Source organism: Streptomyces sp. NBC_01304 (assembly GCF_035975855.1).
GTDB lineage: Bacteria > Actinomycetota > Actinomycetes > Streptomycetales > Streptomycetaceae > Streptomyces.
The window spans coordinates 6,125,306-6,139,479 of the sequence record NZ_CP109055.1; the positions used below are offsets into that span (position 1 = coordinate 6,125,306).

Consider the following 14,174-nt stretch of genomic DNA (forward strand, 5'->3'; position numbering starts at 1 on the left):
ACGGCCGGGCTCCAGGAGGGAGCCCGGCCGTATCGATCAAGCCAGTGGATCAGTGGCGATCAGACGGGATCAGTCGCGATCACGCCCACGCGCGGCAGCCAGCGCCAGTGCGCCGAGTCCGCACAGGACCACCGCGAGCCCGCCGTACAACAGCGTCCGCTCGTCGCCGCCGGTCTCGGCCAGCTGGGGCGGGACGGCGCGACCCTGGACGCGCTTGCTGATGATGACCGAGGTGCACGGGTCGGTGCCGCCGCCCGCCCGCTTGGTCATCGGGCAGGTGGTCTTCGGCACGTCACCCGTCACCGTGATCACCACGACGCCGCCGGGCGTGCAGGACGCCTTCACCAGCTGCTTGATGGTGACCTTGCCGTGCGCGGGGACATCGCCCTTCCAGATGTAGAACCCGCCCGACTTGGTGATCGTCCCGCTGCTCGGCTTCGGGGTGCCGCCGGGCTTGACCGGGAAGCGGATCTGCGCGGCCTTGCGCGGGTAGGCGGACTTGTTGGTGAGGGTGATGGTGTTGGTGACCGAGGAGCACGGCGGGACCACCGGATCGCTGGGTCTGTTGATGATCTGGAGCTGCGGCACCACCGGCGGCTTCGGGTCGACGATCTGCGGGGTGCTGCCACAGCTCGGATCGGTGGAGCCGTTCTCGCAGTTGGAGCGCGGCGACTCGACGTCGACGTTGTTCTTCAGCTTGCCGTCGCCGGTCTTCGGGTCGTTGACCTTCACCGAGTAGGTGATGGTCGCGGTCTGACCGGCCGGGATGTCCCCGAGATAGCTGATCTTGGGTTCGCTGTACGAGACGTCGCCCATGGACGCCTTCGCGTCATTGTTGTACGTCGCGTCGTCCAGGTTGTCCGTCAGGTCGTCCGAGAACTTGGCGCCGGGGTACGGCAGTTTGCTGATGTTCTTCGCCTTGACCGTGTAGGTCAGGGTGCCACCCGGGGCGACCTTCGCGGGGCTGGCGGTCTTGGTGACCTCCAGGTCCGGCACCGGCACGGAGAGGGCCAGCTGCGAGGGGACGTAGACGTCGCCGGTGCTGGTGAAGGTGAGCGTGGCCGATCTGGCGCCCTCCGGGATCGCGCCGTCCGGCACCTCGAAGGCCTTGGCGTCGACGCTCAGGTTGTTCTTGTACTTCGGACTGACCGCGCCGTCGTCCTCGCTGACGAAGAAGTTGTCCTTCCTGCCATTGGACGGTTCGGTGACGGGCTGGCCGTCGACCAGGAACTGGTCGCCCCTGGTGTTCCAGTCGCCTTCGTACGCCGTCACGGCGGCGTGGATCTCGCCCTCGGTCCGCAGGAAGCCGTCGACCGGAATCGTCGTGGCGGCCTCCGCCCGCGTGCGCACCGAGCGCTGGATGACATGGCCGCCCCAGATGTAGACGTTGCGGCGGTCGGGTGCGTACTGGTCATTGGGGGCGTCGTACTTGTAGACGACGGTCAGCGACCAGCCGCCGACACAGCCCTGCCCGGTGGGCGCCCAGACGTTGCCGACGGCGACCTCGACGGGGCTGCCGGTGGGCGCGCCCGCGAAGGAGCTGGTGACGTTGGCCTCGGCGGTGTAGTAGTGCGGGCCCTGGGTGGCGTTGGGGGTGCGGACCGCGTTCTCGACGTTCACCTCGGACTGCGTACCGCCACCGACCCGGATGATCGGGCGAGTGGTGAGCGGGTCGCCGGGAGCGTAGTCGACCGGCAGGTTGCCCTCGCGGTTGAGGTCACAGATGTTCCGCACGGTCCTGCCGAAGCGGTGCGTGCCGGCGTTGCCGCCCCAGAAGAGGCGCGCGTAGTCGACCTTCGCGCCGGGCGGGATGGTCACCTGGCCGGTGCTGGAGTCGAAGGTGCCCGTCAGGCTGGAGGCGTTGATGCGCCGCTCGACGAAGTTGTTGTTGTTCTTGGTGCCCTGGGCCGCCTGGGTCTCCTTGCAGGCGGCGACCACGTCGGGCGGGCTGGTCGGGCAGTCGAGGACCGTGTTGCCGATGGTCTTGAAGTCCCCGTAGAGGGATTCGTCGTAGCGCTTCGCGAAGGGCTCGATCACCTCCGCCGACGCGGGGTTCGCCGCACCCAGGCCGGTGATGGCGGTTGCGAGGGCGATCGCCGCACCGGCGATCCGGGTAGCGGCGCTGCGGCGCCGCGGCCTTCCTGTCTGATGTCTGAGCCACATAAGTGGTAAAGCTAGACAAATGCTCCGAATTGCCTAGCCTATGCAGCGCGACGCGCCGCGTACTCACTGATATCGCGCATCGGAGGCCGCTCTTCCGTATCCACGGGATGCGTCTGTGGTACGAAGCCGTCCTCGCCCCGCTCGAACTGGGTGAGCGCGGGCCGTACGAGATGACCTCGGGAGAGCCGCAGCTGGGCGGTGCGGTAGATCGCCGCGGCCATCCGCCCCAGCGCCTGCCCGTCCTGGTGCCGGTGCTTCCTGACCCCCACGTCGACCTGCGCGAGAGCGTCCAGGCCCACGGTGTGCAGGGCGTCGACGAGCAGGCCCAGCTCGACGCCGTACCCGACGGGGAACGGCAGCCGCTCGAGGAGCTCCCGGCGGGCCGCGTACTCGCCGCCCAACGGCTGGACGAATCCGGCGAGTTGGGGCCAGTGGAGATTGAGCAGCGGGCGGGCCACCAGCTCGGTGACCCGGCCGCCCTGACCGGGGGCGTCCCCCAGCGGGCGGTCGTACATCGCCTTGACGAACTGCACCTCGGGGTCGGTGAGCAGCGGGCCCACGATCCCCGAGACGAAGTCGGGCGAGAAGTCCTTCAGGTCCGCGTCGACGAAGCAGACGATGTCACCGCCGGTGACCATGAGCGAGCGCCACAGCACCTCGCCCTTGCCGGGCACGGCCGGTATCCGGGGCAGTACCGAGTCCCGCGCAACCACCCGCGCCCCGGCCTCGGCCGCGATCTTCGCGGTGCCGTCGGTGGAGCCCGAGTCGAGTACGACCAGTTCGTCGACCAGCGGAGCGGCGGGCGTCATCAGCTCGCTCCGGATCGTCCGGACGATGTCGCCGACCGTCTCCTCCTCGTTCAGCGCGGGCAGCACGACGCTCACCGTCGTGCCGCGCTTGGCCGCGATGACCTGCGCAAGCGGGCGGTCAGCTGCCGACCAGGAGCGCTTCTCGAGCCAGCGCTCCACCTCTTCCAGCACGTCTGCCTACTCCCAGGGGTGTGGTCCGGTGTGGTCCGGTGTGATCCATCTCGCGGTTCGGACGACTATCTCAACGGTTGGGGCCTTCGGTTACAGTCTTGAACAACGCAGATGACCACCGCATGCCGGGGGTCCCTGCTGACAACCGAATACCGCTCATCCAGAGGGGCAGAGGGAAACGGCCCGTTGAAGCCCCGGCAACCCTCCAGTCAGTACTCGCTGCGCGACGCGAGGCCCTGACTCGGGAAGGTGCCAAATCCGTCTCATGGCGACGTTCGCCATGAGGAAGATGAGGAGAAAGGGCCTCGCCATCATGGCTGTACAGACTGTTGAAGCCGCTACGACCTCCGTCGAAGGCGCTGCGAACACCGTCGATCTCGGACCTGCCTCCGGACTCTCCTGTCGCGAATGCGGCGAGCGCTTCGCGCTCGGTCCCATTTTCGCCTGTGAACTGTGTTTCGGCCCGCTCGAGGTCGCGTACGACCTCCCCGTCGGTGACCCCGAGGCGCTGCGCAAGAAGATCGAGTCCGGCCCGGAGAACATCTGGCGCTACGCGCCGCTCCTGCCCGTCCCCGCGGACGTCACCGACAAGCCGAACCTGAACCCGGGCTGGACCAAGCTGGTCAAGGCCGACAACCTCGGGCGCGAACTCGGCGTCGAGCCGGGCAAGTTGTTCGTCAAGGACGACTCCGGCAACCCGACGCACTCCTTCAAGGACCGCGTCGTCGCCCAGGCCCTCGAGGCCGCCCGCGCCTTCGGATTCACCACGCTCTCCTGCTCCTCCACGGGCAACCTCGCGGGTGCCGTCGGCGCCGCGGCCGCCCGCGCCGGATTCCGCTCCTGCGTCTTCATCCCGCACGACCTGGAGCAGGGCAAGGTCGTCAGCGCCGCGGTGTACGGCGGCGAGCTCGTCGCCATCGACGGCAACTACGACGACGTGAACCGCTTCTGCTCCGAGCTCATCGGCGACCCGCTGGGCGAGGGCTGGGGCTTCGTCAACGTCAATCTGCGCCCGTACTACGGCGAGGGCTCCAAGACCCTCGCGTACGAGATCTGCGAGCAGCTCGGCTGGCAGCTGCCCGACCAGCTGGTCATCCCGATCGCCTCGGGCTCCCAGCTCACGAAGATCGACAAGGGTCTGCAGGAGCTCATCAAGCTGGGCCTCGTCGAGGACAAGCCGTACAAGATCTTCGGTGCCCAGGCCGAGGGCTGCTCGCCGGTGTCCGTCGCCTTCAAGGCCGGCCACGACGTCGTACGGCCGCAGAAGCCGAACACCATCGCCAAGTCCCTCGCGATCGGCAACCCGGCGGACGGTCCGTACGTCCTGGACATCGCGCGCCGCACGGGTGGTGCGATCGAGGACGTGAACGACGAGCAGGTCGTCGAGGCGGTCAAGCTGCTCGCCCGGACCGAGGGGATCTTCGCGGAGACCGCCGGTGGTGTGACGGTGGGCGTGACCAAGAAGCTGGTCGAGGCCGGGCTCATCGACCCGACCCTCACGACGGTCGTGCTGAACACGGGTGACGGGCTCAAGACCCTCGACGCCGTTGCCGAGACCTCGCAGGCCACTGCCGTGATCAAGCCTTCGCTGGACGCGTTCCGTGCGGCTGGTCTCGACAGCTGATTTTTCCCCCACCCCGCCCCTTCCCGTAAGGCTGCCGCCGGCTTCAAAAGATGTCCTCAAACGCCGGACGGGCTGGATCTAGACAGGTGAACACCATGAGCGTGAACGTCCGCATCCCCACCATCCTGCGCACCTACACCGGCGGCCGGGCCGAGGTCGCGGCCGAGGGGGCCACCCTCGCCGATGTCATCGCCGACCTGGAGAAGAACCACTCCGGGATCGCCGCCCGCGTCCTGGACGACCAGGGCAAGCTGCGTCGCTTCGTGAACGTGTACGTGAACGACGACGACGTCCGCTTCGAGCAGGGCCTCGCCACCGCGACCCCGGACGGTGCGGGCGTCTCGATCATCCCCGCGGTCGCCGGCGGTTGCTGATCACCCTCAGTTATCCGAATTGCCCTCTCCACGAGAAGTGGAGGGGGCAATTCTGCATGGTTGAGCGCGGTACAGTTGGGAATACAGGTTCGCCATTGGCGCAGAGCGTGCATGGAGAGTGCCGGGAGCATATGAGAACTCTCCGCGTGCACGGTGAGAAGTAGCCAAAGTGCTCACGCTATTTGCGCTATTCATTCCCTTTGTCAGGCCCGAGTTGCCCTGAGTCGGGCCAAATTCTCCACATATTACCGATCAGGCGTGCCCAGAATTCTCGTCCGATTGACCTGTTGCAGACGGCAGTTGGACAGATACATTCAGCGGCGGTCGACGCGTTCCGGCGCACACCCCCACCTGTCGGGGGGTGAGGTCTGACCCGGATCCGCGAAGTGCGGATCTGTGCAAGGGCCAGTAATAGGGGAGTTAGGCATGGCTCAGGGCACCGTCAAGTGGTTCAACGCGGAGAAGGGGTACGGCTTCATCGCGGTCGACGGTGGTGCGGATGTATTCGTCCACTACAGCGCGATCCAGATGGACGGATACCGCACCCTTGAAGAGGGTCAGCGAGTTGAATTCGAGATCTCGCAGGGCCAGAAGGGGCCGCAGGCGGACATGGTCCGCGTAGCAGCCTAGATCGCGCCGGCGCGCTTCTGCAACGACGTGACGGAGGGTCCGCATCCCATAGGGGTGCGGACCCTCCGCTGTGTCCGGGGTCTGTTGTGTCCGGACCCCTCTGAGCTGGGGATCTTCGAGACTCGCTTGCACTCGGCATAGGCGAGTGCTAATCATTGGCGTTAGCACTCTACGAGTGAGAGTGACAAACTCTCACTCTTCACGACTTGGATCGGGCCGGTGAGGTCCGCAGACCGGGTGGGGCAAGGAACCACAAGGGATGCAGGCCGTCCGTCGCGGGCGCCGACACGATCCGGAGCAATCCACCCCTGTCCGGGAGGACCACTTCACATGGCCAAGATCATCGCGTTCGACGAGGAGGCACGGCGCGGTCTCGAGCGCGGGATGAACCAGCTCGCCGACGCCGTCAAGGTCACCCTTGGCCCCAAGGGCCGCAACGTCGTCCTCGAGAAGAAGTGGGGCGCCCCCACGATCACCAACGATGGTGTTTCCATCGCCAAGGAGATCGAGCTCGAGGACCCGTACGAGAAGATCGGCGCCGAGCTGGTCAAGGAAGTCGCCAAGAAGACGGACGACGTCGCCGGCGACGGTACGACCACCGCCACCGTTCTCGCCCAGGCGCTCGTCCGCGAGGGCCTGCGCAACGTGGCCGCCGGTGCCAACCCGATGGCCCTCAAGCGCGGCATCGAGAAGGCCGTCGAGGCCGTCTCGGGCGCCCTGCTCGAGCAGGCCAAGGACGTGGAGACCAAGGAGCAGATCGCTTCGACGGCCTCCATCTCCGCCGCCGACACCCAGATCGGCGAGCTCATCGCCGAGGCGATGGACAAGGTCGGCAAGGAAGGCGTCATCACGGTCGAGGAGGCCCAGACCTTCGGTCTGGAGCTGGAGCTCACCGAGGGCATGCGCTTCGACAAGGGCTACATCTCGGCGTACTTCGCCACCGACATGGAGCGTATGGAGGCCGTCCTCGACGACCCGTACATCCTGATCGCCAACTCGAAGATCGGCTCCGTCAAGGACCTGATCCCGCTCCTCGAGAAGGTCATGCAGTCGGGTAAGCCGCTGCTGATCATCGCCGAGGACATCGAGGGCGAGGCGCTCTCCACCCTGGTCGTCAACAAGATCAAGGGCACCTTCAAGTCCGTCGCCGTCAAGGCTCCGGGCTTCGGCGACCGCCGCAAGGCGATGCTGAACGACATCGCGATCCTCACGGGTGGCGAGGTCATCTCCGAGGAGGTCGGTCTCAAGCTCGAGAACGCGACCGTCGACCTTCTGGGCCGTGCCCGCAAGGTCGTCATCACCAAGGACGAGACCACCATCGTCGACGGTGCCGGTGACAGCGACCAGGTCAACGGCCGGGTCAACCAGATCCGCGCCGAGATCGAGCAGTCCGACTCGGACTACGACCGCGAGAAGCTCCAGGAGCGCCTCGCGAAGCTCGCCGGCGGCGTGGCGGTCATCAAGGCCGGTGCCGCGACCGAGGTCGAGCTCAAGGAGCGCAAGCACCGCATCGAGGACGCCGTTCGCAACGCGAAGGCGGCCGTCGAAGAGGGCATCGTCGCCGGTGGTGGCGTGGCCCTGCTGCAGGCCTCCTCGGTCTTCGAGAAGCTCGAGCTCACGGGTGACGAGGCGACCGGCGCCAACGCCGTGCGTCTCGCCCTTGAGGCCCCGCTCAAGCAGATCGCCGTCAACGGTGGTCTCGAGGGTGGCGTCATCGTCGAGAAGGTGCGCAACCTGCCCGTCGGTCACGGCCTGAACGCCGCGACCGGTGAGTACGTCGACATGATCGCCGAGGGCATCATCGACCCGGCGAAGGTCACGCGTTCCGCTCTGCAGAACGCCGCGTCCATCGCTGCGCTCTTCCTCACCACCGAGGCCGTCATCGCCGACAAGCCGGAGAAGGCCGCTGCCGGCGGTGCTCCGGGTGGCATGCCGGGCGGTGACATGGACTTCTGATCCTCGCGGATCGGGCGTTCATAGCTAGCTCGCTGGCTGTACGCGAGGGCGGTGCCTTCCCTTTCGGGGGAGGGTGCCGCCCTCGCGGTTTTTTGCCCCTCCCCGCCCCTTCCCTAAATCCTGCGGAGCTGGGGTGGGTGCGGGTCAATGATCGGGGGCTGTGCCCCCGGACCCCCATCGCGCTTCGCGCTCGTCCTCAAACGCCGGACGGGCTGGTTTGGGCGGCCTCAAACGCCGGACGGGCTGGTTTGGGTAGCTCAGTCCGGGATGGCCGCCAGGGCCGCGCGGGCAATCTCCGCGGCATCCGCCTTGCAGGTCGACTCCGGGTGCTCGTCGCCGCCCAGTCTCACCCAGACGATCATGTTGCCGTCACGCACGCGCAGTTCGCAGTGCTCGTCGGGGGCGGGGTTGCTCCCTTCCCAGTACGCCTCGTCGCCGATGCCGAGTCCGCTGTCGCGGGTGCCGTCGGCCGCGTCCTCTGCGAACTCCTCGCGCTGCAGGCCGGTCGCGTTCTTGTCGTCTCCGACGGTGCGCTCCAGGGTCCACCTGACGTGGGCGAGCGTATAGGCGTTCTCCAGGACATAGCCGTTCCCGAGATCCTGCGTGCCCATCCAGGTGCAGCCCGTCGACGCCGCCTTGGTGCTGTCTCCGGACGAGTCTTGGTTCTTATCCCGCTCGGGCAGCCCCAGTTGACCGGCCGCCTCCGCGCAGGTCGGGATCTTCGTGTACTTGTCGGGCGGCCCGGACGAGGCGTCCGTGTCGTCGCCGCGATTCGTCAGTACGTACGCGCCGACGCCGATGCCCGCGACGGCGAGCACGCCCGCGAGCACGAGGGCCGTGATCTTCATTTTGCGTCCGCGTGGGGGCGTACCCGCGAAAGGCAGCGGTGGCCCGAAGCCTGGGCCAGGAGCAGGAGCAGGAGCAGGAGCAGGGGGAGAGACCCAGGTGGGGGAGTACGGGTCCGGGGCGGGGGCGCGGTCCGTGGCGTCGAGCAGCCGGTCGATCTCGGTCTGCTGGGTGGCGATCAGGCCGTGTACCGAGGGCGGCCAGGGCCGTTCGGCGGGTGTGATCGGGCCGAGGAGCGCGAGGAGTTGCTGCGGGGTCGGCCGGTCGGCGGGGGCCTTGGCCAGGCACGGTCCGATGAGGGCGGCAAGCCCCGGCGGCAGCGTCGTCAGGTCGGGCTCGGCGTGGACGACGTTGTAGAGGGTCCCCGCCATCGAGGTGCCCGAGAACGGGCTGTCGCCGGTGGCCGCCATCGCGAGGACCGCGCCGAGCGCGAACACATCGCTCGCCGGGGTGAGTTCCTGGCCCTCCGCCTGCTCCGGCGACATGAAGGAGGGTGAGCCGACCATCCAGCCGGTGTGGGTGAGGGCGGTGGCCTCCGCGCCCTCGGCGACCCGGGCGATGCCGAAGTCGATGACGCGTACGCCGTCCGCGGCGAGCAGCACGTTCTCCGGCTTGAGGTCGCGGTGGACGATGCCGGCGCGGTGGATCTCGACCAGTGCCGTGGCCAGACCCGCGGCGAGCCGGCGCACCGCCGCCTCGGGCAGCACCCCGGCGTCCTCCACCGCCGAGCCCAGTGACGGGCCGCCCACGAACGCCGAGGCCAGCCAAGGCAGTTGGGCCTCGGTGTCGGCATCCAGGACCGCCGCCGTGTAGGCGCCGGACACCTGGCGCGATGCGGCGACCTCGCGGCGGAAGCGGGCGCGGAACCCGTCGTCGGCGGCGAACCGGGCGTGCACCTGCTTGACCGCGACGAGGCGGCCGTCCGGTGCGGCGCCGAGCAGCACCCGGCCCATGCCGCCCTGGCCGAGCTCGGCGAGCAGCCGGTACGGTCCGGCCGTGGCCGGGTCGGCCGGGCCCAGTGGCTTCATCACGCCGCCGCCTTGAAGGTGCCCTTGGCGACGTCTACGGCGAGGGCCTCGCACTTGTCGCCGTTGGGGTAGGCGGAGCCCTCCACGGCGAGGAACACGTTGAAGTTGACGTCCCGTACGTACAGCACACAGTTGCTGGGATTCGGGTCGCCGTGCCAGAACGCCTCCTGGCCGGCCCCGACGTCCTCGCGGTGGGTGGTGCCGGTGATGTAGAGGCCCTCGTGGTGCTTCTTCGACCGCTCCGCGCCGGTCTTGCCCTTCGCCGTCCGGAACCGGTCCCACGTGAGGTCGATCTTGTCGCCGGAGCGGCTCTGCCAGATGCAGCGGCCCTCCTGGTAAGGGGCCTTGTCGTCGTAGTCCTCCTGGTCCGAGACTTCGGTGCCGGGTTGGTTGGGCAAGAGCGCGAACTCGGCCGGCACCTTCACCTCACCCGCGATCTCCTTGCAAGACGCGGGGCGGTCGGTGAACTTGTCGGCGACTTCGGAAAGCGGCTTGTTGCCCGGCGTCGGGACGACCTCCGTGTGGAACGGGTTCAACTCCGGCGGCAGGAACGTCGCGAGCAGCGCGATGACGGTGGCCAGCGCGGCGACGGATCCTCCGGCGATCCATGCGAGGCGCTTGCGCCGTGAGCCGGGGGCGGGCGGGGGCGCGGGTGGCGACGGATACCCCTGATGCCCTTGATACCCCTGATACGCCGGGTGCGGGGGAGCGGCGGGCAGGTGCGAGGCCTGGGCGGCCGCCGTCATGGTGGGGGCGTGGTGGGGGGAAGCGGGGCCGAAGGGGGTGGCGCTGGGCGCTGTGGGGCTGAACGGGGCGGCATCGGCGGGCGAGGCAACGGTGGCTGGGGCATGAGGAGATGCGGCATGAGGAGGTGCGGCATGAGGGGGCGCGGCGCCGGTGAACGTCGTGCTGCCGCCCGCCCCGGTGACGTACCGATCGATCTCGGTCCGCTGTGCGAGCGCGAGTTGGTGCACCGCCTCCGGCCACGGCCGCGCCGCGGGCCGCACCGGCCCGATCATCGAGAGCAGGTCCTGCGGGGACGGACGCTGCGCCGGATCCTTGGCCAGGCACGGCTCGATCAGCGTCAGCATGCCGGGCGGCACCGCGCTCAGGTCGGGCTCGGAGTGTGCGACGTTGTAGAGGATGCCCGGCACCGAGGTGCCCGCGAACGGCGGCCTTCCGGTGCAGGCCATGACGAGGGTCGAGCCCAGCGAGAACACATCGGCGGCAGCGGTCAGTTGGCGTCCGTCCACCTGCTCCGGGGCCATGAACGGGGGCGAGCCCACCATGACGCCGGTGTGCGTGAGCTTCGTCTGCCCCTCCGCCGCCCGCGCGATGCCGAAGTCGATGACGCGTACGCCGTCCTCGGCGAGCAGCACGTTGGACGGCTTGAGGTCCCGGTGGACGAGTCCGGCCCGGTGCACGTCGACCAGCGCCTGCGCGAGCCCGGCCGCGAGCAGCCGGCTCGACTCCAGCGGCAGCGCGCCCACGGCGTCCAGGGCCTGGCTCAGCGAGGGCCCCGCCACGAACTGCGCGGCGAACCACGGCGTCGCCGCGTCCGGGTCGGCGTCGACCACGGGTGCGGTGTAGGCGCCGGACACCTGCCGGGAGGCCATTACCTCGCGCCGGAACCGGGTCCGGAAGCCGTCGTCCCCGGCCAGTTCGGCGTGCACCTGCTTGACCGCGACGAGGCGGCCGTCGGGGGCGATGCCCAGGAGCACCCGGCCCATACCGCCCTGTCCGAGCTCGGCCACCACCCGGAATGGTCCGATCTGCGCCGGGCCTGACACTCCGGAAACCCCCATGCCGCCCCGTCCTCCCCGTCGACCCTCGAAGCGAGGTGATCATACGGGTAACGCAAGGGAGGGGAGCGGCAGTTGAGGAGAGCTTGAGGGTGTCTGCTTACACCGTCGCCGGTGCCTTTTCCTCGGCCGGCGCCGCCGCGACCGCAGACGGCTCCGCCACGTTCAGCTCCGCCAGCATCTGCTTGCTGAAGCCGAAGAAGTACGTCGCCACGAAGCCCACCGTGTAGCCGACCAGCAGGCCGCCCGCGTAGATCGCGATCGTCGTGCCCAGGCCGTGGTTGCCGTCCAGGAGGGGGAACAGGGCCCAGCCGGACGGGCCGATGGCCGTCGAGCCGACCTTGTCGCCCAGCATCGAGAACATCCCGATGAACGCGCCGCCCGCCGCGCCGCCCGCGCACGCCGTGATGAAGGGGCGGCCGAGGGGCAGCGAGACGCCGTAGATGAGGGGCTCGCCGACGCCCAGGAAGCCTGCGGGGAGAGCCGACTTGATGGTCGTACGGATCGAGGTGTTCCGCTTCAGCCGGAGGTAGACCGCGATCGCGCAGCCGACCTGGCCCGCGCCCGCCATCGCCAGGACCGGCAGCAGGACGGTGTAGCCCTGCTGCTCGATGAGCGTGGTGTGGATGGGGATCAGGGCCTGGTGCAGGCCCAGCATGACCAGGGGCAGGAAGAAGGCGCCGAGGACGAGGCCCGCGAAGGCGCCGGTGTTGTCGAGGAGCCAGTTGGCCGCCGTGCCGATGCCCGTGGAGACCTCGCCCGCCAGGAACATCAGGCCGAAGATCGTGACCAGGCCGGAGATCAGGACCGTGAGGGTGGGCGTGACGAGGACGTCCACCGCCTCCGGGACCCACTTCCTGCACCACTTCTCGACGTACGTCGCCAGGACCGCGGCGCCGAGCGCGCCGAGGACGCCGCCCTGGCCGGGGGAGAGCTTCTGGCCGAAGGCCTCGATGTTCGCGACGCCGGGGAAGACGATGATCGCGGCGACGGCTCCGCCGAGGATGGGGGTGCCGCCGAATTCCTTCGCCGTGTTGAAGCCGACGAAGACCGCGATCAGGGCCATGAAGCCGGAGGCCATGGCGGCGAGGGCCGGGGTCACGGTCGGGAGCCAACCCAGGTTGACCAGGAGGCCGTTGAAGCCGGCGATGATGCCGCAGCCGATCAGGGCGGGGATCAGGGGGACGAAGATGTTGGCGATGCGGCGCAGGAAGAGCTTGAAGGGGGTGGCGTTCTTGGCCTTCTGGGCCGCCTTCAGGGCTGTGCCCTGTTTCGCGAGGTCTTCGGCGGAGGTCGGGTGGGCCGTCGCCCTCCCCTCCTCGACCAACTGCTCGAACTCCGGGGTCACTCGGGCTACCGTGCCCGGGCCCAGGACGATCTGGTACGTGTCGTCCTCGACGACGCCCATCACGGCGGGGAGGGCCTTCAGGGCCTCGTCCTGGACCTTTGCGCGGTCGCGCAGGGTCAGGCGGAGCCTGGTCATGCAGTGGGCGATGGAGGTGACGTTGGCTGCGCCGCCCACGAGGGGGAGGATCGCGGCTGCGGTGTCGCGGTTCTTGTTCTCGGTGCTCATGTGGTGCGGCCTTGCTGTGCGGGGGGCTTGTGCGGTGGCTTTGGCTGGGCGGGGCTGTCGTTCAGCGCGTGCTGTACGTGGGCGGGGCTAGCCATACGTTCAGCGCACTCGGCGCCTTCGGGCTGTGCCCACCCGTTCCGCCCTGCGGAACGACTGCCCACAGCGGTGCGGTGCGGAACGACTGTCCACAGCGGTGCGGTGCGGAACGACTGCCCACAGCGCGCGGGGCTAGTTGTCGGTAGAGGCCAAGGCCGCGCGGAGGTGGCCCTTGGACTCGGCGAGGAGTTGGGCCGCCGTGGGGCCGTCCACCTGGCCCAGGATCGTGAGGATCGCGTTCTTGACCTCGCCGTCCGTCGCCGCGAGGGCCGCCTCGATCTCCTCGTCGGAGGCCCCCGTCGCCAGCGCCACGATGCGGCGTGAGCGGGCCTGGAGCTTTTCGTTGGAGGCGCGTACGTCGACCATCAGGTTCCCGTACGTCTTGCCGAGGCGGATCATCGTGATCGTCGAGAGCATGTTGAGGACCAGCTTCTGGGCCGTGCCCGCCTTCAACCGGGTGGATCCGGTGAGGAGTTCGGGCCCGACCACGACCTCGATGCCGTGCTCGGCCGCCGCCGCGAGCGCGCTGTCCGCGTTGCAGGACAGGCCGATCGTCAGCGCCCCGCCCGCCCGCGCATGCTCGACCGCGCCGATCGCGTACGGGGTGCGGCCGGAGGCGGAGATGCCCACCACCGTGTCGTCGGGGGTGAGGGAAAGGGAGTCCAGGTCGGCCGCCGCGAGCTCCTTGGAGTCCTCGGCGCCCTCGACCGCCGTGACCATCGCCGTGGGCCCGCCCGCGATCAGGCCGACCACCTCGGACGGGTCCGTGTTGAAGGTCGGCGGGCACTCGCTCGCGTCGAGCACGCCGAGCCGGCCCGCCGTGCCCGCGCCCGCGTAGATCAGGCGGCCGCCGCGGGCCATCCGCTCGGCGGTGGCGTCGATCGCGGCGGAGATGGCGGGCAGCTGCTCGGCGACCGCGGTCGGGACGGAGGCGTCCTCGCCGTTCATCGTGCGGGCGATCTCCAGCGTGGAGAGGCGGTCGATCTCGGCGAGCTCAGGGCGGAACGCCTCGGTGGTGAGGGTGGCCAACTGGGCGCGCAGCGCACCGTAGTTGTCAGGGGTGGTGGAGGTCATGAGGGTTGCGGCTCTTTCGTGTACGGGG

Annotated in this window: 10 protein-coding genes and 1 riboswitch; of the genes, 4 read left to right on the top strand and 6 right to left on the bottom strand. The window is 69.1% G+C overall.

Annotation, left to right across the window (positions count from 1 at the left end):
• Positions 1-69: 69 nt before the first annotated feature.
• Positions 70-2,163 (bottom strand): DUF7927 domain-containing protein, encoded by a 2,094-nt coding sequence (locus OG430_RS27360; RefSeq protein WP_327355253.1) that lies wholly within the window; start codon positions 2,161-2,163, stop codon positions 70-72.
• A gap of 38 nt (positions 2,164-2,201) precedes the next feature.
• Complete coding sequence (locus tag OG430_RS27365) at positions 2,202-3,143, bottom strand: glucosyl-3-phosphoglycerate synthase (RefSeq protein WP_327355254.1); 942 nt, start codon at positions 3,141-3,143, stop codon at positions 2,202-2,204.
• 153 nt (positions 3,144-3,296) lie between these two features.
• Positions 3,297-3,439, top strand: a riboswitch (SAM riboswitch).
• Between the two features lie 17 nt (positions 3,440-3,456).
• On the opposite strand from OG430_RS27365, the gene thrC reads away from it, so the two are divergent.
• The 4 genes from thrC to groL all read left to right on the top strand — a co-directional run bounded on the left by thrC (position 3,457) and on the right by groL (position 7,727).
• The gene (gene thrC / locus OG430_RS27370) at positions 3,457-4,767 is read left to right on the top strand and encodes a threonine synthase (protein WP_327355255.1); all 1,311 of its coding nucleotides are present in this window, start codon (positions 3,457-3,459) and stop codon (positions 4,765-4,767) included.
• 95 nt (positions 4,768-4,862) lie between these two features.
• Positions 4,863-5,141 carry a MoaD/ThiS family protein gene (locus OG430_RS27375; protein ID WP_327355256.1) on the top strand — a complete coding sequence of 93 codons (279 nt, stop codon included), beginning with the start codon at positions 4,863-4,865 and terminating at the stop codon, positions 5,139-5,141.
• A 426-nt stretch (positions 5,142-5,567) separates the two neighbouring features.
• On the top strand, positions 5,568-5,771 hold the full coding sequence (locus tag OG430_RS27380) for a cold-shock protein (RefSeq protein WP_003949956.1): 204 nt from the start codon (positions 5,568-5,570) through the stop codon (positions 5,769-5,771).
• A 330-nt stretch (positions 5,772-6,101) separates the two neighbouring features.
• Positions 6,102-7,727: a chaperonin GroEL gene (gene groL, locus OG430_RS27385; protein WP_327355257.1), complete on the top strand. Its 1,626-nt coding sequence runs from the start codon at positions 6,102-6,104 to the stop codon at positions 7,725-7,727.
• Positions 7,728-7,984: 257 nt separating this feature from the next.
• On the opposite strand, the gene OG430_RS27390 is transcribed toward groL, so the two are convergent.
• The 4 genes from OG430_RS27390 to murQ all read right to left on the bottom strand — a co-directional run bounded on the left by OG430_RS27390 (position 7,985) and on the right by murQ (position 14,146).
• Complete coding sequence (locus OG430_RS27390; protein WP_327359237.1) at positions 7,985-9,601, bottom strand: serine/threonine-protein kinase; 1,617 nt, start codon at positions 9,599-9,601, stop codon at positions 7,985-7,987.
• Positions 9,601-11,355, bottom strand: a complete 1,755-nt coding sequence (locus OG430_RS27395) for a serine/threonine-protein kinase (RefSeq protein WP_327355258.1) — start codon at positions 11,353-11,355, stop codon at positions 9,601-9,603. The genes OG430_RS27390 and OG430_RS27395 overlap by 1 nt, the downstream gene beginning before the upstream one ends.
• Positions 11,356-11,503: 148 nt before the next feature.
• Complete coding sequence (locus tag OG430_RS27400) at positions 11,504-12,976, bottom strand: PTS transporter subunit EIIC (protein WP_327355259.1); 1,473 nt, start codon at positions 12,974-12,976, stop codon at positions 11,504-11,506.
• Positions 12,977-13,204: 228 nt separating this feature from the next.
• Complete coding sequence (gene murQ, locus OG430_RS27405) at positions 13,205-14,146, bottom strand: N-acetylmuramic acid 6-phosphate etherase (protein WP_327355260.1); 942 nt, start codon at positions 14,144-14,146, stop codon at positions 13,205-13,207.
• Positions 14,147-14,174 lie beyond the last annotated feature (28 nt).